The sequence below is a fragment of the Bradyrhizobium arachidis genome (genome assembly GCF_015291705.1).
In the GTDB taxonomy this organism is placed as follows: domain Bacteria; phylum Pseudomonadota; class Alphaproteobacteria; order Rhizobiales; family Xanthobacteraceae; genus Bradyrhizobium; species Bradyrhizobium arachidis.
The window spans coordinates 1,742,740-1,761,264 of sequence record NZ_CP030050.1; the positions used below are offsets into that span (position 1 = coordinate 1,742,740).

Annotated in this window: 18 protein-coding genes; 3 read left to right on the forward strand and 15 right to left on the reverse strand. The window is 57.4% G+C overall.

Annotation, left to right across the window (positions count from 1 at the left end):
- Positions 1-215: 215 nt before the first annotated feature.
- The 3 genes from WN72_RS08490 to WN72_RS08500 form a co-directional block, all read right to left on the reverse strand.
- Positions 216-1,649 (reverse strand): M16 family metallopeptidase, encoded by a 1,434-nt coding sequence (locus WN72_RS08490; RefSeq protein ID WP_371739908.1) that lies wholly within the window; start codon positions 1,647-1,649, stop codon positions 216-218.
- Complete coding sequence (locus WN72_RS08495; RefSeq protein ID WP_092218324.1) at positions 1,649-3,001, reverse strand: M16 family metallopeptidase; 1,353 nt, start codon at positions 2,999-3,001, stop codon at positions 1,649-1,651. The genes WN72_RS08490 and WN72_RS08495 overlap by 1 nt, the downstream gene beginning before the upstream one ends.
- 440 nt (positions 3,002-3,441) lie before the next feature.
- Positions 3,442-4,152, reverse strand: coding sequence for a hypothetical protein (locus WN72_RS08500; protein ID WP_244553897.1), 711 nt, complete (start codon positions 4,150-4,152; stop codon positions 3,442-3,444).
- A 1,188-nt stretch (positions 4,153-5,340) separates the two neighbouring features.
- On the opposite strand from WN72_RS08500, the gene WN72_RS46680 reads away from it, so the two are divergent.
- Positions 5,341-5,526 carry a hypothetical protein gene (locus tag WN72_RS46680; protein ID WP_092218283.1) on the forward strand — a complete coding sequence of 62 codons (186 nt, stop codon included), beginning with the start codon at positions 5,341-5,343 and terminating at the stop codon, positions 5,524-5,526.
- Positions 5,527-5,985: 459 nt separating this feature from the next.
- On the opposite strand, the gene WN72_RS47975 is transcribed toward WN72_RS46680, so the two are convergent.
- The 12 genes from WN72_RS47975 to WN72_RS08550 all read right to left on the reverse strand — a co-directional run bounded on the left by WN72_RS47975 (position 5,986) and on the right by WN72_RS08550 (position 16,938).
- Entirely contained in the window at positions 5,986-6,096 is a 111-nt protein-coding gene (locus WN72_RS47975; protein ID WP_488226274.1) for a hypothetical protein, read from the reverse strand.
- Between the two features lie 61 nt (positions 6,097-6,157).
- The gene (locus WN72_RS47980; protein WP_488226273.1) at positions 6,158-6,286 is read right to left on the reverse strand and encodes a hypothetical protein; all 129 of its coding nucleotides are present in this window, start codon (positions 6,284-6,286) and stop codon (positions 6,158-6,160) included.
- 211 nt (positions 6,287-6,497) lie between these two features.
- Positions 6,498-6,656, reverse strand: a complete 159-nt coding sequence (locus WN72_RS46685) for a hypothetical protein (RefSeq protein ID WP_245003228.1) — start codon at positions 6,654-6,656, stop codon at positions 6,498-6,500.
- Between the two features lie 109 nt (positions 6,657-6,765).
- Positions 6,766-7,200, reverse strand: a complete 435-nt coding sequence (locus tag WN72_RS08510; protein WP_244553896.1) for a tetratricopeptide repeat protein — start codon at positions 7,198-7,200, stop codon at positions 6,766-6,768.
- 216 nt (positions 7,201-7,416) lie between these two features.
- Complete coding sequence (gene sctV, locus WN72_RS08515) at positions 7,417-9,534, reverse strand: type III secretion system export apparatus subunit SctV (protein ID WP_092218282.1); 2,118 nt, start codon at positions 9,532-9,534, stop codon at positions 7,417-7,419.
- A gap of 8 nt (positions 9,535-9,542) precedes the next feature.
- Positions 9,543-9,965, reverse strand: a complete 423-nt coding sequence (sctY, locus tag WN72_RS08520) for a type III secretion apparatus assembly chaperone SctY (RefSeq protein WP_092218281.1) — start codon at positions 9,963-9,965, stop codon at positions 9,543-9,545.
- Between the two features lie 2 nt (positions 9,966-9,967).
- Positions 9,968-10,507 carry a hypothetical protein gene (locus WN72_RS08525; RefSeq protein ID WP_092218280.1) on the reverse strand — a complete coding sequence of 180 codons (540 nt, stop codon included), beginning with the start codon at positions 10,505-10,507 and terminating at the stop codon, positions 9,968-9,970.
- A 33-nt stretch (positions 10,508-10,540) separates the two neighbouring features.
- Entirely contained in the window at positions 10,541-11,431 is an 891-nt protein-coding gene (locus tag WN72_RS08530) for a SctD/MshK family protein (RefSeq protein ID WP_092218279.1), read from the reverse strand.
- A 113-nt stretch (positions 11,432-11,544) separates the two neighbouring features.
- Entirely contained in the window at positions 11,545-11,811 is a 267-nt protein-coding gene (locus tag WN72_RS08535) for a nodulation protein NopA (protein ID WP_244553895.1), read from the reverse strand.
- A gap of 37 nt (positions 11,812-11,848) precedes the next feature.
- Entirely contained in the window at positions 11,849-12,145 is a 297-nt protein-coding gene (locus tag WN72_RS08540) for a hypothetical protein (protein WP_143130755.1), read from the reverse strand.
- Between the two features lie 856 nt (positions 12,146-13,001).
- Positions 13,002-14,801 carry an HrpF/NolX family T3SS translocon protein gene (locus tag WN72_RS08545; RefSeq protein WP_430640384.1) on the reverse strand — a complete coding sequence of 600 codons (1,800 nt, stop codon included), beginning with the start codon at positions 14,799-14,801 and terminating at the stop codon, positions 13,002-13,004.
- A 1,435-nt stretch (positions 14,802-16,236) separates the two neighbouring features.
- Complete coding sequence (locus WN72_RS08550; RefSeq protein ID WP_092218322.1) at positions 16,237-16,938, reverse strand: secretin N-terminal domain-containing protein; 702 nt, start codon at positions 16,936-16,938, stop codon at positions 16,237-16,239.
- A gap of 189 nt (positions 16,939-17,127) precedes the next feature.
- Between WN72_RS08550 and WN72_RS08555 the strand changes: the two genes are divergently transcribed.
- Positions 17,128-17,649, forward strand: coding sequence for a nodulation protein NolB (locus WN72_RS08555; protein ID WP_244553894.1), 522 nt, complete (start codon positions 17,128-17,130; stop codon positions 17,647-17,649).
- Positions 17,650-17,666: 17 nt separating this feature from the next.
- Entirely contained in the window at positions 17,667-18,521 is an 855-nt protein-coding gene (gene sctJ, locus WN72_RS08560) for a type III secretion system inner membrane ring lipoprotein SctJ (RefSeq protein ID WP_092218321.1), read from the forward strand.
- Positions 18,522-18,525: the final 4 nt, after the last annotated feature.

Consider the following 18,525-nt stretch of genomic DNA (forward strand, 5'->3'; position numbering starts at 1 on the left):
GTCTTCGCGGAGCCCCGATTTCTATCTTGCATTTGGTTGTCCTAAAGACTTCAACCCGGACTGCTTGTTTGGCAACGCGCTTGAGCAAAAACGGTGCTTGAGCGGCCGCATGGTAACTGTCCACGAGCGAATATCTCTGCAGGCTGAAGCCGGTGGTTAGACCCAGTCTGCGCGCAACAGCCAGGGGCTTGCCAAGCGCCTGGGCTGCTAGAACGTCAATTCGGTGGAGCCGTCGGGGCGGCGTCTAGTTGCTGAGCGCCTGGCGGAGGTGTGATCGCCGGTGGCATGGTGGTCGGTTGCGCTGCGTCCCTGGGGGAGCGGCCGACGATAATTGTGAGCAGACCATCGCCCCACAACCGCCGTGCCGCTCTCTTGGCGTCCGCCAACGTCACCCCATCGACCACGGCGTTGTGCTTTTCGAAATAGTCGATGGGCAGCTTGTCAAGCTGCTGCTGCTGCAGCGTCCGCGCAAGCTTTGATGATGTGTTGAGAGCCAGTATTTGCGACCCTTTCAGGTAGGACTTTGCATCATCGAGTTCCTGCTGAGTGGGTCCCTCCTCGGCGATGTCGCGGACCTGCTTCTCGATTTCTTCGACCGTTTCGTCGGCACGATCGGCGCAGGTGCCACTATTCCCGAGAAACATGGCTGAATGATCCAGCCAGACCAGGTTCTCACGAACCGAATAGGCTAGTCCGCGTTTCTCGCGGACTTCGCGGAACAGACGCGACGTCAGGCCGGCGCCGCCGAGGATGTGGTTGACGACATAGGCTGCCATGAAATCGGGCTCGCTGCGACGGAAGGCTGGACCGCCAAAAGTCACAACTGTCTGCGGCACGTCGAGCGGAATAAAGAGCCGCCGTGGCGGCTTTGCTGCAACGACTTCAGGAACCGGCGCCGCTTCCGCTTCGGTCGGCAGGCTGCCAAAGGTCTTGTCGAGCAGTTTGCAGAGGACCTCTGGACGGACGTCGCCGACAACCGCAAGTTTGAGAGTGTCTTTTGCGATCACGCGCCGGGCATAGCCCTTGAGATCCGCGATCTCGATCTTCGGCACGCTCTCCAGCGAGCCCCCGGCTGGGCGAGCATAAGGATGATCGCTAAAGGCGACTTCGAGGAACTTGAGATGGGCTAGAGACGAAGGATCGGTCGAGTCGTGCCGAAGGCGCGCAAGCACAGTGGCACGGATCCGTTCGACGTCAGTCGCGTCGAAACGGGGGGAGGTTAGCGCCATCCGTAAAAGGTCGAAGGCTTCGTCTGCGTTGTCCTTGAGCGTGCGCAAGGAACCTCGGAAGTGATCATGGGTCGAGTGAAAATGCAGATCAATGGCACGATGGTCGAGCCGCTCATGGAAGGTCTTGAAGTCAAGCCCGGCGGAACCTTCCTTGAGCAGGCCAGCGACCATGTGGCTCACGCCAGGTTTTTGTTCGGGGTCCTGAGTCGCGCCGCCGGTGAAGGCAAATTCCATCGCGATCAACGGGACAGTGGAATCCTGCACGAACCAGGCTTCTATACCGCACGACGAAACCAGACGCTTGATCCCGGTCCGGGCAAGCGTCCTCGTGGCGGCAAGCGAATTGGGCGAAGCGAGCATCGCGATTGAGAGCGAGGCTCCCCCGAGGAGGATCTCACGTCGTGTGCAAGGATGGATCATTAGAGCTTCTCCCCCTGTTTTGGGGTGGACTCTTTGATGAGATAGCCGGTCACCGATCGTTTCTTGTCGAGCCATTTCGGCGCGGCGTCGTGCACCTGCTGTGCACCGACCGCGCGGATGCCGTCGGCCCATCCCCGAATATCGTCGACGGATAGTCCCGTTGTCAGGCCGCGGCCATACCAGCGGGCTAGCATTTCCTGATTGTCCTGGACATAGGTCACCTGCGCGATCAGCCGCGTCTTGACCCTCTCGAGATCTTCGGTGCTCGGGGAGTTACCCGCAATGTCGGCTATTACCTCGTCGATGGCGCGCTCGATCTGGCTGAGTTTGACGCCGGGTTTTGGTAGGGCAAAAATCGCGAATAGCGAGGGATCGAGCGCGGCAGAGTGGTAGCTCGCTCCGGCAGTGACGGCGAGCTGCTTTTCGACCACCAGCGAGCGATAGAGGTATGAGTTGACGCCGCCGCCCATCAACTGCTCGAGCACGTCGAGCACTGGACCCTCGCCCGCGGCCGCGGTGCGAGCCGATGGTACAAGATAATAGCGGTGCAGGGCTGGCTGCTCGACGCGGGCATCGGCCAACGTCACTGTGCGCGGCGCTGCCGGCGTCGGCTCTTGCGGCCGCAGGCGTTCCAGGGGAATTGATGCTTGCGTGGGGATGCCGCCAAATGTCTCCGTCACCATCGAGCGGATTTCCTTGGGGGCGACGTCGCCAGCGACAATCAGGATCGCGTTGTTCGGTGCATAGAAGCGCTTGTAGAAGGTAAGCGCATCCTCTCGGGTAAGATTTTCGATTTCATGGCGCCACCCGATAATGGAGCGACCGTAGGGGTGGTTGAGGTAAAGCGCCGCCATCATCTGCTCGGCGAGACGTTCACGTGGATTGTTGGCGACCCTCATATTGAATTCCTCCAGTACGACGTCGCGCTCACAAAGCACGTCCTCATCTTTGAGAATGAGACCGGTCATGCGATCGGCTTCAAATTCCATCATCTTGCCGAGGTGCTCGCGCGGCACGTGCTGGAAATAGCTGGTGTAGTCAAGCCCGGTGAAGGCGTTCTGATTGCCGCCGGCGCGCAGGACGGCCGTGGAGAAGGCATCAGCCGGATGTTTGGAGGTGCCCTTGAACATCAGGTGTTCGAGGAAATGCGCAAGCCCCGATTTGCCAGGCGGCTCGTCGGCGGAGCCGACCTTATACCAGATCATCTGAGTCACAACGGGTGTGCGATGATCTGGGATCACGAGCACCTGGAGGCCGTTCTGAAGCGTGAAGCTAGCGGGTCGATCCGATCTGACCCTGTCGGCAAGGACGCTCTCCTCTTCAGGTAGATATAAGTCAGTGCTGTCATCCATCCTGTGCTCGACCGCCGGCGCGGTGGGCGTCGTCGAGCCGGAAGTATTAGCGGCGGTACCTCCTGCCTCGGCGGTGACCGAAATCAGATTCTTCATGGTAGCGCCTTTCATTCCATGCTGATCCACGTTCACGGCAGACAAATCCGACAAAGCGCGGAGCCGCTCGTTGTCTGCCAAACAGCAGAGCAAAGACCGGACCAGTTGCTGGAGTGGTGTACTCACGGCCGCGCGCACGCCAAGTGGATACAAAACGGAACTGGCACCTACCATCCTGGCAAAAGGTGAACCGTCGACATGTCGTCAACACGACATTTACAGACAACGCGTCAGGGATAACCTGGCGTCAACTGGCACAATGGAAAACTTGCAGAAGAGCTGGATTGAGCTGGCGGTATGACGTCCGAGCAATTGTCCGTAGGCTCGCGGTTACAGATCTCGCTCTACACGATGAGTGGCTTGGCAATATTTCTCATGGTAGCGAGGCGGGAGTCTGCCAGCAGCTCCTTGGAGTACACTGCGCCGAAGTAGTCCAGGACGAAGGTGCCAGAATAGCATAGGTTATCCGCCGCGCGGATTAGGTTGTCGAGAATTGTGCCGACTTGGCCAATGCGGTCGCGATAGCGCGAGCGGATAACATTGACGGCGTTCATCGAGTGGACCGCCTCGTCAGCAATTACCTGCCGCAGCCAATGATGGAACGTGATGTTCCCAAGGGCGTCATAAAACGGCTTTTCTGCTGCATAGGCGCGGCAAGTGCACATTTCATCAAATGCGATCATAACCATCACGGAAAACTCGTCCTTCAGGTGTTCAACGATCGGCCCAAAATCATGAGATCGAGCCTCCAATCTCTCCCGAAGAGTCCTCTCGGATCCATTGGCGACAAGTTCAATGACCCGGATGAATCCGTCGGTGTGGCGCTCTTCGTCAATCGCCCAGGCGTTAAAGAATGCAGCAGCTTCATCGGAAGCGATAAGATTTCTCGCGACTAATTCTTGTTTCAAGTACCGGGCGTCATATTCAGTGTACAGATCAGGCCACAATTTGTCCCAACGTGCGCGGACAGCCGGCGGCTCGGCGGCGAACATCGCTGGCGTAAGAGTATTGAATAACTCTTTTGGACTCCAGTTCCGTCGAAACGGCGTGATCATCCAAGTGCCCCTAAACCCGTAGGATGCGAGCGCGCCGGCGCACAATTGCTGTCGTCCGTACGCTCGCAGAGCATATGCTACAAACAAGAGCCCGTCGCCTCCTTGTTTTGGTAGGCTGATGGCCAGAGGTCTTTCGGCCGGCTGAAGCGTCCCCTTGAATGGCGCATTAGCCTTTTGTGATCCACGCGGCCGCAAAACCAGGGACACTTGTCATTGCTAGTTCCGGGTCCAAAACGGCCTCACTTGACCTCGCGAGGGCGCTCTGGCGGGCCGCCATGCTGACAGCCACGATAGTTTCACCAGATCGACGGTGCCGCATATTGAGGGGTAGGACTGCGGCACGTTTTGAAGCACAATTTGCGGCACACGTGGCATCCGATGGGAGGCCCGGCATCAATCGGGTGTGGACCAATGGTGGTAGTCTGCGTCCAACTGGATCCCGAACGTTAGTCTCGTTCCCATAGCCCTTTAATTTTCGGGATTGCGGCGATACTACTTCCCATGAGGATCGATGAGTATCTCTGGCCTTCTTCGATTCTGCTAAATTCTCAGTGAAATCCCTGTGCACTCCGGCCGCGCAAGCGCACCGCTAATCAAGTAAACGGAGCTACAAGAGACTCGGAAAGTTATGCGATAAGCTTACGCTACCTGGTAGATTGCCGAGGGTTGCGCGATTGAGAGGATCCGTCGCAAGCAGCATTTCGGTTGTCGACCGGCGAGGTAAACAGCTGCTCAATCTCGCTAGCTTTCGATGAGACGGAGGAAGTCACAGTTGCGTGCCGTTTGCTGTTTATGGAGGAAAAAGGATGGCGACAAAGCACCGGCTCTCTGTCTTTCAAATCACCAATAAACGGATTGCTCAAATTAGTTAGTGAGGAACCCAAAGACACGCCAGTTCACAGTTATCCTGATTGAGATTGCAAGCCGAAACGTGCCTCGCTCGCGCTAGCTGCTGCTAACTCCGATATCCAACCAATAAGCTGAGCCAACGGGTGCAGAAGCGCCCGGATGGAGCACTGCCGAGCGGTTTTATGTGGATGTGATCCTTGTGGAAAACATTCTTTTTTCGGCCCCGTCATGCCGGCAAGGTTCTGCCAACCATTCACGGCTTCGACTCCGACCGCTAACGGATCGAAAACGGTTTTCGAGCAAGTTCTTGCCCGGGATAGCAGGGGAGGAGATCCACACATGAGCGGACCGGCCGTTATGGAAAACGTGCGCCGCTATCGCGCGATAGCTTCGTTGTGCCGTCAGTCAGCCACATTTCGGCCAATCCAACGGGACTCATTGCTAGCGCAAGCTGCAGAGTGGGAGGAGCGCGCGATCGCAGAGATCGAGAGATACTTCAGTTGTTCTGCTGCACGTCCTGCTTGATTGCGCTCGACGATGAAAAGTATCCACCACCTGACCAATAGGTCGGATCATGACAGGCAATGCTGGCCAAACGATCCAGTTTCCGATGTTGCGCCGCGCAAGGAAAGCGGAACCTGCGCTTATCAAGCTCAATTCCGCCATCCCGTGCGGATGCAGAAATCATTGATCAAGAATTATATGGCGAAGGGCATGAGATGCGAGGCTGACCTCCCTAAAGTCGATTTGGCCAATGACATCGGTTATCTTCGTGTAGAGCCTGTGCGTTCTACATAAAGTCATATTCATCATCATGCGGATCGCTGGCGGGCTTTGCCGCACTCTCGGTACACCTGGCGTTGCCGCTCTTGTCTTCAGTTGCGGCAGGATACAAAGGCGGTTTGCCTGCTCGTTACCATTTGCATCCTTTGTTTTTCCATTTGTCCTCCTTCTTGGTGGGATCAAGCACCATCATCGAGTCACTTACCTCAACAAGCCAAACGCTGCTGCGCGGGCTTTCGCTTCCGGATTGAAAGAGTGAGAGAGGACGAGCTGTTCGTTGCCGTCGATCCGGAGCTGATGTTCAAGCAACATATGGCCCGCATTATCGACAAGCGGATGAGTAGCCCGAAAATCTTATTGAGGTGAGTCCATCTCACCCAGGAAATTGCTCGCGCCGATCATTTTTGCGCTTGAACAGCTCACTCGGGCGACCTCCGGCTTCCGTTCTCAGGAGCCCGGCGCTCGTGTTCCCGAGCTGATAGGTGAAATATCGCGCTTTCACCGAACCAGACTTCGTGCCGAAGCAAAACGCAATTCCACTGTGCGTTTAGCCTTTCAGGACACCCGAGCTAGAGTATCGCTGCGGGTTCGCAGCAATATGCTCGATGTGTCCGCCATAAAACCCTGCCAGATTGTTCCCGATTGAAGATCTTGATCTCAACCACTGGTGGCTCTCGACCAGTGCGTATGGCGGGACTGCAGTCGAAAATGAATCAGAGGAGAAACTCGATGGCGCCGAATTCAGGAATGAGAGTATATCCGGCGAAATTTTGGCGATGCGCGTAGTACCGGTCATTAGTCGCGTGCGTTCTCATTTCATCGGCCTCGGAAGCGCATTTGATATCGGATAAATTTCTGGTGCGCTGAAACATGAAGTCTCCCATTTGTATGGACGAGGTCGCCGGGGCTGCTCGCCGATTGAGTGTTCCGCGTTGATGGTAAGCCTAGCTGTCGGCATGCTGATAGCTAAGCATCAAGACGTTACCGTTCCGATCCGGTCCCGCATGGGCTCGTTCGAGATAGCGCCGCGAAGTGCGGGCCGTCCGCCTGTGGTGCTGGGTTGGCGCCGCCGGTCTCCGTCTTACCTTCAAGAGCGAGGGACAGTTTGAAGTTATTGCGCAGCATCGGGTTTGCGGGTTCCGCTGCGAGAGCTTGGCGGTAAAGTTCTTGGGCCTCCCGATGTCGGCCCTCGTGATCGAGAACAACTGCTTTGGCATTCAATGCGCGCAGGTCGCCAGGGGCTGCCAATAAGATCCCGTCGAGCACCTCAAGCGCATCATTCGGGCATTTGCGTGCCAGCAAAGCCCGCGCAAGAGGAATCGCGGCATCAACATTATCCGGTCGTTGCTTCAGCGCATCGCGCAAAGCCTTCTCGTCAACATCCGGACCGAGGGCGAGAGCGATGCGCTCGCGCATAGCTGGATCGACTCCTTGGCCCCGACCAGCTCTGCCGCAGACGTCGGCTGCTCTGAAAGATCCGACTTGCGCGAGTTAACGCAACCCGCAAGCAGCACAATGGCAAGCATGGGAAGAAAGGCCGAGCACGAATGGCGACGAATGTTACGCCAGCGCCGCAGAACGTTAATCTTACATGAATTCATAAGCGACCTCACGACCCCAAACCTGTGCTCGTCAGCCGGCCGCAGGGAGGAGGTCACGATGCCTGCCTGTAGGAGTCTTGTCCTTGCCAGGCGCAAGTTTGACGGAGCCAATCGGCTGGACGGTGAAATCCGAGGCGAGATCCTGATAGGAGAGAACAGGTAGGTCTATTCCATTGCGGGTGAGAAAGCCGCGGACGAAGCGCCGGATATCCATCGATCCCAGGATAACTGGCTGGTTCTGACTACGTGCGATGCTCGAACGGATCTGGCGAAATTGTGAAAGCAGCATCTCGCTTTGCCGATCCTCCAAAACGAGATAGGGACCGACAGCTGTCTCGCGCACGGCACTACGCACGATATCCTCGGTCTCGCGCTCGACGATAAAAGCCGCCACAACACGATGGGCGTTGGCGTAGCGGTGACAGATCTGCCGCTTCAGAGCGGAGCGCACATATTCGGTGAGCAGGACGGCATTTTGTTCCCGTTCGCTCCATTCTGCAAGCGCCTCCAAAACCAAACGGGTGTTCCGGATCGGGATGCCCTCGTCCAGTAAGCGACGTAGGACATCCGCGATGCGAGGGATCGGTGTCGTGCGCAGCACCTCTTTGACCAGATCGGCATATTCCTGCTCCATCCGGCCAAGCAACTGACGCGTTTCCTGAATGCCCACCAGGCGCTGTGCATAGCGCGTCAACGTTGACTGGACGCGCAAGGCGATGATTTCGCTCGGACGGTGGTGCCCTATTCCGGCAGCGTTGAGAGCAGGCGCATGGACTTGTTTGATCCAGATCCGATTCGTGTCTGGGTCGTGCCAAAAGGGGATCCCGCTCAAATCAATGTTCGCCACGTCGTCATTAAGTAAGAGTTGTGTAGGGTCAATGGCGCCCTCTTCCACGGGCACTCCTTCGACATCCACCCGGAATTGCAATTGGGCCAGGTGCTTTGCGCTTTGGGCGGGAATGCGTGGAATTGTGATGCCAAGATCAGCTGAAACCAGTGCCGAAACCCGGGCGACGCACTGCTCAAGTTCCCCTACGTCGGTTGCCTGCATCAGGCTCGGCGCTAGCAACAGCGTAATTGGAAGTGCCTCCGCGGGCACGGCTTGCTTCTGACCCTGTGCGGAAGCGGGAGCCGAACCGGTGGGACCGGCGCCGGCTTTGGGAGCGGTCTTGCCCTCTTGCACGCCAACCTTGAGAAAGCTGGCGGCGGAGAAGAGCGCGGCTAGTATGACAAAGGGGGGCAAAGGGAAGCCAGGAACGAGCCCCATCACAAGCAAGACACAGGAGGCCAAGCGTAGCGCTTGTGTGCTGGCCGTAAGTTGGTTGACGATATCGGCGCCGAGATTGAGTTTGGAAGGACCGTTGACACGAGTAACAATGGTTGCTGCCGTAATTGACAGCAGCAGAGCCGGAATCTGCGAAATGAGCGCATCACCGATCGTCAGGATGGTGTATTGATGCATCGCCTCCTCGAGGGACATGCCCTTGGAGAGTGATCCGATCGTGATGCCACCCAGCATGTTGATGCAGATGACTATAAGTCCGGCTATGGCGTCGCCTTTCACGAATTTCATAGCGCCGTCCATCGCGCCGTGCAGTTGGCTTTCTCGCTCGAGCGCGCCGCGCCGGCTGCGGGCTTCGTGCTGATCGATATGGCCGTTGCGCAGCTCCGCGTCGATTGCCATCTGCTTGCCCGGCAGCGCATCGAGCGTGAAGCGCGCCGATACCTCCGCCACCCGTTCGGCGCCCTTGGCGAGAACCATGAACTGCACCATGGTCACGATCAGGAATATGACAATGCCGACGGCGATGTTGCCGGATATGACGAAATCGCCGAACGTATGGATGATGCTGCCGGCATCACCCTCGGCTAGGATCAGTCGCGTCGTTGCAACGGTAAGAGCGAGACGAAAGACGGTGGAGATCAGGATGACGCCCGGTAGGGACGAAAAGTCGAGCGGCGTGTTGAGATACAGGGCTACCATCAACAGCAATATGGCAAACCCTAGATTGAAGCCGACCAGCATATCGATCACGATGATCGGGATCGGCATGATCATCATTCCGATCGCCAGAAGAAGCATCAACGCGACCATCAAGTCCGGGTGAGCCGGCGCGCGCGTGATGAGATTTCGTAGAAGGTTGGCCATGAGAAGCCTTATTTTTGTTCGATTGAAGCTGTGCTGCCCCGCAACAAAACATAGCGTTTGAAGACGGCTTGCGCTTCGGTCATGCGGCCAGCGTGACGCAGCGCGTGGCTGCGCATCAGCATCAAGGGCAGACACGAAGACGGCTCGTCATCCAGTTTGTCAAGCTTGTCCAATACCGACAGTGCTTCGTCACCGCGACGCTCCGAGATGAGAGCGTAGGCCAGGATGCGGAGCAAGCCGATGTCTTGGGACTGTTCGTGAGCGACCAGCCGCAACAGAGCCAGGCTCTTGTCGCTCTGTCCGCAGGCAAGGTAGACATAAGAAAGCACGCAGAGCAAATCTCGCTCCGGCCCGGAGATCAGCTCGACAGCGCCGGCTTCGGAAACGCGCTGTGTAGATGTGAAGTGTTGCGCTTTATCTGGCCCGTCCATCGCTAGCCTTTGATCAAGCCGTTGTGACTCTGCCGGAGCAGGATTAATCGCTGCAGCTCCAGTTGTAGAAGCGCGGCCCCTTCACGTGACACCAAATCCTCTCGCGCAGCTGATAGCGTGTCAGCCAAACGCTCCAGAAGAAGGCCGTGTTGCTCTGGACGCAGAACATGCGAGTGACGTAAGCGCGGCGTCACGAAGGAGAGCAGACCGTGCGCGAGATTGGGCTCATTAAGCCAAGCGAATTCCGAGCCTGGCTCGACCTGACCTGGCGGGGCGCGCGCCTCGTCGAGATTGACGCGCGAAACTGCATCGATCGAACTGAGCTCGAGCGCGCTCTCGATCGTGGCGTCCACCAACGGATCCAGCACGTCGCTGTGACGAGAAATTGAGGTGTGGCTCTTGTTATCATTGCCACGCCTCCGATCAATCCCGATGGACTTACCTCGAGAACTAACCGGCGTGATGGCAGATGCATGATGATCGACGTTTGGCTCCTGAAAAGAGGTGAGAGGCTTGACGGGATTCGGGGGCAGCCTAGTCATGGCACTTTGCTTTCTTACCTGCGGGCTAAACCGCTAATAGGGTAGGGTGGCAAGCCGGCCATCCCGGCTCAGCAGAACACGCCCTTCCTCAATCCCGCAGACGGTCCATCCATTGCTCAAGAGCGCGCCGACGAAATACTTTTGACCAGCAATGACAATATAGGGTTCGCTCCCGCGCCAAACAGCTTGGACCTCAATTGCGGGGGGCGTCTTCTCATCCTTGATGGCGACCGCATTGACGAGCGTATAAGCGCCATTGCTATTTTGATCAAACCGCTGCTGGACGTCTCGCCATGTGGCGAGCGAGGCGGGCGTAACGGTGCCGTCGGCGGTGACAACGCCCACCCCAGAGCCGACCTTGATGCCGACAAGACCCGCTCTATCAACTTCCTCTTGCAGCCGCTCGGCAGCTGCATCGGTGGCCAGAGCATCAGGAGCGCTGAGCGCCAGCTTGGGTGCAATGTCCGTAGCAGGGGACGACGGACTTGACGCCAAGGTGGTGTCGGTCTGGACGAAACTGGATGAGACTGCGCCAACCGCGGCAGAGCTGATCAGGACCAAAGTGAGAACGGCGAGCGATATACGCCGGCGGTCGATGGAGCCAGCTTGTTTGTAGTCCTCGATCGTCCAGCGAATGGACATCGTCCCGGCATGCAAAACGACAGGAAGAGAGACAACAATGGGCTCATTAGCTAAAACAGTCTCGCGCCCCTCAATCCTGACGTCCCTCGCAAGGGCCTCGATCTCGATTGAATTGAAATGCGGGGCAACACGAAGATGGTGCGGTTCGAGGCCTTGTTCGACGAAGATTAAGTCTGCGTCGAGGCTGCTGCCAATCAGACACGATCCGCCCCCCACTTTACTTGTCAGCCCAGAATAACACCCGGACAGCACTTCGAAATGCAGGCAATTTGGTTCATTCACGGTCGGTTTCCTGAACAGTGAACGGGACCGTACGGCAAGCCGTACGGCCCTTGCGACTTCACAGACTAAGCAGCCGGGGAAAGTGGGGCGGCGACGCCGCCCCATCTCATCCCTTACTGCACCCGCTCATCGGCCGCTTTTTTGACAGTCGAAAGCTCAGTCGAGACAACGCGAAGTTCCACATCCCTCTCAGCAGCCTTTGTGCTGGTCGCAGTCAGAGCGGCGATTTGCTTTTGGAACGCCGCCTCTCCAGCAACTTCAGCACCCGCGGAAGCGGCTGCAGCAGTAGCGGTGCCGGCAGCCCCACCTGCAGTCGAGGTACCAGACGCACCAACTCCTTTACCCATACTATTCTCCTGTTTGCTCGATTTCGCCGCCACGTGCGGCTCCTATTTCCTAACGTCGCAGCATGCGACGTCAGGAATCCTCCTCTGTCTCGGCCATGACATCGTCGAAACGGCTCATTGCACTATTCGCAAATTGGAGAGCAATGGCTCCCAGAGCGACGTTGAACGCTTGCTGCATAGCGGCTTCATGCGAGTTAGTGCCCGGATTGGACGCGCCGCCGTTTGCGGGAATGTTGGCATCAGGCGATCGGCCATGATCGTCGCGCTCGCCAGGCTTTTGAGATCCCTTTTTGCCGCCGCCTCTGCCGCCAGCCGCATGGAGGTCAGCATCAACGTGTCCAGCGGCGCTAGAGCTCGCAACGCGCATGGAGTTCTCCTGTGTCAATTCGATGTGCCAATGGAGGCAGTTTCCACCCTCCACTATGCAAGTATTAGCTTTCGACAAGCTGACGAGTCGTAGAAAGTACAATGAGCCGATGGTGGGTCGTCATTAAACGTTTCACCAGCAGACCGTATTTGAAAGGTTGCCGGCCAAAGCTGGAGATCAGATGGTTAAGACAAACAATCGTTTGTGGAGCTTGATCGGGTGAGCACGTTGCTCATCGCTTCGAAAGCGTTCAATTGGCGAAATATCAAAGCCGCCACTAATAAAAGCGTTTTTGGCTCGATGTGCTGCAATCTCGGGCTCATGTCTCTTGCGATGCCTCCGAGCTCTTTCGACAATTTGCTTGGGGTCAGGCGATGCGGCACGGAGCTTGACCTCGTCGGGAGCGAGCCTGAAAGCCAGAGTGACGGCCGATCCAGCGGCCAGAGCGGTCCATCGGCCCTAGCTGGCCGATGGCAGATCCGTCAATCGCGACCCATTTCAGGGAGACCGAGCAGGAGCCCGCTGCTCGAGAAAGAGCCCTTCGGCTCTACCGCTCTGGACCAATGTGCTCTCGATCCTTGCGCAATCGGCTGGCTCCTCGGCTGTGGCCGTCTGTAGGGTATTGTTAATGCATCGCGATGTTGACAGGCGGCGTATGCAGTCAATGGAACGTCACAGCGGCAGACTGGGTTTGAGGCCGGATTCGAACGATCGAGTGCGGCCGACATAGTTTGTGCGCAGCGAAGGGCCGAAATAAGTGGGGCGGTCTCAAGTGTGCTGGTGGAGCTTGCGCGACGCGCGGAGGTCGCGCAAGCTCAGTTTCGAGCGTCATCCTGAGAGGATAGCGTCGCTCCGCCTAGGCGTAAGCGCCTGCAGCTTGCAAGCGCTCGGACTCGATGCGAGCCTTCAGGTCATTTAAATAATCCTCCGCGTAGGACTGGGCCACCGAAACCGGCAGGTTGATGCCTGCCGTCGCGGCTTCTTGAATGGCCTGCTTCACCAAGCCTTCTCGCATTGCTAATTTGACCTCAGGTCCGGCGATGCAGCCCACCGCCTGTGCCGCAAGGCTCAGCCCGGCTTCTTCCAGCGCTTGCTTTATGTTGCCGCCACTGATGGCAGTGTGAAGAAGAGTTGCAGCTTGCGCCTCGGCTTCGAGCACCATTGACGCCAGATCCGCCAATTCACCCAAGCCTGGAATGAAGCCAAGTACACCGACTGCTGTTGCGGCCCAGTCGAATACCTTAGAGCCAACTTTGAGCACGTCGTTAAGTGCGTGCATGAAGGCGCCACCGTTCTTTTTGGGAGACTTGATGTCGGGCTGGTCTGCCATGCCCGTCGTCATGTCCGCGACCGCGTCCTGCTCGGCAGGCGTTCGGGCGGCATGCGTCTTCACTTGGTGAACGGTGCGGTTCGCACCCGACATGTTGTTGAAGAACTGGTCGAAGTCGCTGTTGCTGATGTTGCCGGAATCGACCGTATGGCCGCCGCCGAAGTCGAAGAACTTGTGGTGGGTTTTGTAGCCCGTAATCGCGTTGTTCATCAACCCGAACAACACAGGATCGGAGAGCAGCTGGGAGGCCGCCTTTCGCGCCTCGGGCGCGAGGCTCTTATCATCGACCATGCTCGCCAGCTTTTCCCGGGTCAGGTCACCCTTCCCGAAGAATGCGTTTTGGTTCTTGCTGATCGTATTGAGCGTATCGAGCTCGGCTTGCGTGAGATTGATCGATGATGAAGCAACCTGCAGGAAGTCCTCTTTGTGGACCTTGTCTATCGAGCCACCGTACAACTGCTTCCATTCATCCGGGTGGTCGAGGAAGTATTGAGCGGCAGCGAGGACCTGTGGCGGGCATTTGCCGGTTTTGGCTTCGCCGTCGACGATCCGCTTGAAATCCGCAAGGCTCAGGTTCTTAGGCAGGTTGTCGGCATAGCGATAGAGCTCGCGCACTGCATCGGTGTGGGTCATAACCGATGGCTCGCCATTCCGGGTGCCGTCGGAAGGGATATAGTTCTGCGTATAGCTCTCCGCCCGCTGCTCCTGGAAAGCAGCAACCTGAGGGTGGTGATCGGAGAAGCCGGAGAGATCACCTGCTTTGATCTTCCCGCCGCAGCGGCCGTCACCTTGCGAGCCTATCGCATAGAAGAGCTCTGGGTCCTGTTGCAACGCCTCGATCGCCGCCTTTAGATCCGGCGGTGTGGAGGGATCGTTGGCCAGATCGCCGAGAGATTTCCAATCCAGCGGGCATTTGTCTTTGTGTCGGTTCAGCACCGACACAATCTCCAGCTCGGCATCAGTCAACGTGCCGCTGTTCCACGTGATCCTGGAGCTTTGTACGGGTGCCTCTGCAATCTTCGGTGCGCTCGCAGCGGAGGAGGACTCCGTGGCGGATGGCGCTGGCGCCTGCTGACATGCGTCCAGTGCGGCCTTGATCTCCGGCGGGAGGATGTTCCGTACCTCCTGCGTGAGTTCCTCCGTCAGCTGCTTGGCTGAGCCTGCAGCCGTCGGCTCCTGCGGCGCGGAATGGTCATCGACCTTGTCTTTCAACGAGAGACTAGCCAGCATCGCCTCGAAATTTGAAAGATCCCGCGCCGATGAGGGCCCAGGCGCCAGCCCTGACAAAGTGGAGCTCGCGGTTAGCGACAGGTTGTTGACTGACATTATACGTCCTCTGATTTGAGATCGCACCACAAGCCGGTCATGTGGCGCAGCCCGAGAATCGCGACGAACAACGAGCAATAAATGTTGATAGGATTCGATGGCTCCTACCACTTGCTTCCGATTGCTCAGTGCGCCCCAGCGCTCAGTTCCGCTACTATCTATAGGCACATCGCCGTCTAGATATTCACGCCGTATGGTAGGTTCGATTAGCTTTCCAAAAGCTGACGGCATTCAGAGGTTTCATAACGAAACGCGAAATGACAGTGTGAAAGGCGGTCATGGTTCTTGATATCGGAATCGGCTTGCCTGCTTTGTTTCGATCGCTCGCCTCCACGCCAATTAGGTCGAATTAATGAATCCGAGTCTGCCGCTCTGCGGATGGTCACGTGCGCTGATTCCTGCAACAACGTCGCAGGTCTCCGCAGCATCTTATGGTGAAATCACCCACGCCTAGCGACCTCGACTGCGCCCAACGAGAGTGTTGGCGTCTGCCCGATGAGCCAGATACAGAATGATCGTATCAGATTGACTGGCGTAGATGCTCGAAGGAGTCCGACGGTATTGTGCGGACCATGTTGCCCCGAGCGGATCGAAGCTCGGCTGCGCCTGGCATTCTTTATGTCATCATGCTTATCCGCTTGGCGAGTGTTCGCTCGAACCTACAGGCCAAAGGCCAGCGTCTAGCGATGGTTTAAGACGAATAAAACCTTCTTCTCGCCATTCCGCCCCGTGAGGCACACCCAGGTTGGTGAACATGGTTGTCCGGGCAGCCCTGGTCGGTATGAGATCGCGGCTTTTTAGCATTTCGAAATCTCCAAGTTCCGGCGGAGCAACCTGTGCCGGCAACGCGAGCTCCGCTTGAGACGGTCCGGCGTGAGGTCACCCGGATCGTGGCCGAAATCGGAGGCGTCCACGCGGTGCTGAGCGGTCGGCTGTTGGGAATTGGTCCGCTCGCCGCCGCTCAATGATAGCTCGACACGCGATAATCTGCCTCCGAGTTCCTGCCAAATTAGATCCTGGCTGTATTCGGGTATTTTATCAATGCGACTCTCTCGGACAGGCGGGCGACGAGGACGAGTGGGACGCTGGGCTGTTGTCCGCCGGGCTTAGCGCGTTGAACTCCATGCTGCTCCTCCTTTTGGACAACGGAGGGGCTTCATTCTTTTGCGACGAAGCTCCTTTGCATGGCAGAGTTCGTAGAGTTGTTCAAAAGCTCGCACGAGGTGCTAAAGCGGCAAAGCACGGTCACCGATGCTGCTGGCCAGGACTCTGGTTCACATCCGCGGCTCCGGCCGGGGCGTTTATTGCGCCGCTCCGCGGCATCGGCCATCTACATATCCGCACTCTGACAATGGCAGCAGTAGCTTTCGAAAAGCTGAGAGAGGGCATAAACAGACGCATTGCACCTCTTCGTAGGCGATCTGTTGTCGTGAGGTCATTTCTTACCTGGGTCGGGTAGGTGGACCATGCCGTCTTGATGTGGTGCCTCCGGCGAAGGAGCGTCATTCGGTCGTCCTTCGCGAACGACCACGCTGGAGGATCCCCGAAACAGCATCAAGACCGACTCGTGCCGTGGCTTTTCGTCACCGCTCGGGTTTCGCCGTGCCTGTGCCTCCGCCGCAAGTCCTTTGAGTGTTTGCTCCACAAGCGCGACAAAGCGGGGTGGACCAGAGGCGAAGACAAGGCCATCTCCCGGTACGGCTCTCACGATGTAACGCTCGTCGGAGATGTTGAGCGCATCGAGTGCCGCCTTGAACGCATCAAAGCTGATCGGACTCAAGACCAAAAGGCGGCTTTGCGCCTCATGCGCGGCGGATACATAGAGCACCATCCCATCGTAGTACCATTGAAGATTGTAGAGATTGATCAACCGTTCGAGGAACTCTCGCGGTGGGAGATCGGACATTCGCCCGCGAATCCGCCCCTTCACCCCGGCGCTGACATTGACTCTGATGTTTAGGTTGTTGCCGAATTCCTGCAGTGCGGCCGCGAGGTCCTGATCCAGAACTGTGTAACTATAAGGCGTCGATGGCAGCACCAGGGGAGCGCCGAGCGCCTCGACGACGCCCAAGCAAATGAAAACACCAGCATAGAGAAGTTTCTTCAAGATGTGCCGCCTTGTAGATGGAATGAGCATTCCTGCTATTTTTTCGCTTGAGAACAAGCACTGGAATTCGTCCCAATTTGGAAGCCGCTGCCTCGTCGAAAATTGGGAGCTGACCGTGATCATTAGATGACAGCTGCTCGTCAGTTTTTGGTCAGCTTGCTTTTCTAAGGTGCCGGCCCGTTCGTGTGAACTGATGGCTCACCTCACTACGTGACAGAAATGATTTCCTCCATGTTGTTTGGCATTACGCCGACCCCTGTCAACTCCGTCGAGTGTGCCTCCAACGGCTGTTCGCCGGCACACGCCCAGTTTGATGAGAGTCTTGCGCAGGCGGCCTCGAACCAAGGTGCCGTCTCTTCTGTGAGCGAGCGCGCGCCAGCTCCATTGCTGCCGGAAGTACCGCGCGCAGTCATGTCGCCGAGCCCGCTCGGCGATCGTGTCCTTCAGAGCATTTCTGCTATCCATCAGGGCAAACCATTTCGGTCGGGTACAGTTTCGCCGACGCTCGTCGGCGAGCCTGATCCTACCAAGGGTTTCCAGCTTGGGCCGGCAGCGCAACCAGTCTTGCGTGTGCAGCAAGTCGAGGTAAATCCGGCGGGCAAACCGGAAGGCGCGGATCATTTCGATTCGGCGCTGGCGAATCTGCGGGATGTTTACAACGGCGTTATCCAGGTTTCGCTCGTCTCCAAGGGCACAGGTGCTGTCAGTTCATCTCTGAACAAGCTTCTATCGGCAGGCTGAGCGGGCCATTGGCTGTCTTGACGAAAGACAAGGTCGGTAACGGCTGTCCCGCAAGAAAGCGGCTTCATGCTCTCGTCCTGTTGCCGTTTTTGGTGGCCCTCGCCGGTTGCAAAGCTGATCTGTATACCAAAGTGCAAGAACGCGAAGCCAACGAGATGCTTGGGCTGCTCCTGAGCAAGGGCGTCGATGCCATCCGTGTTGTCGGTAAGGATGGGACCAGCACAATTCAGGTGGAAGAAAAGCAGCTCGCCTACTCAATCGAGCTTCTGAATAACCAGGGCTTGCCGCGCCAACCCTTCAAGAGCCTTGGTGAGGTGTTCAAGGGGGCGGGCCTCGTTGCCTCTCCGGTTGAGGAGCGAGCCCGCTACGTCTATGCTCTCAGTGAAGAATTGTCGCGCACGATCAACGATATCGATGGGGTTCTCTCCGCCCGTGTTCATGTCGTTCTGCCGAAGAATGATCTTTTGCGACAGGATGCAACCCCGTCTTCGGCGTCGGTGTTCATTCGATACGCCTCGAATGCGAAGCTCTCAGCCTTGCTGCCGCAGATCAAGATGCTCGTCGCCAACAGCATCGAAGGTCTATCATACGACAAGGTGGCGGTCGTGTTCGTGCCGGTTGAGCGGGCTCAGCATGAGGTCTCCGTTGTGCCAGCGGCAGCTTCCACCGAACCAACCAAGTTCATTGCAACCCACATTGCGATTGGTGCAGGAGGTGGGCTCGCCGCGTTGGGCATTCTATCTTACGTGCTGCTGAGCACACGTGGGCGACAGCTTCGTCAATCCTGGCTCAAAGTGACAAGTTTCGGCAGAGATGCCAGCAAGCCAGCGGGCCAGTCCGCCGGCAAAAAGCTCTCCTCCGATCCGAAATAGCGGC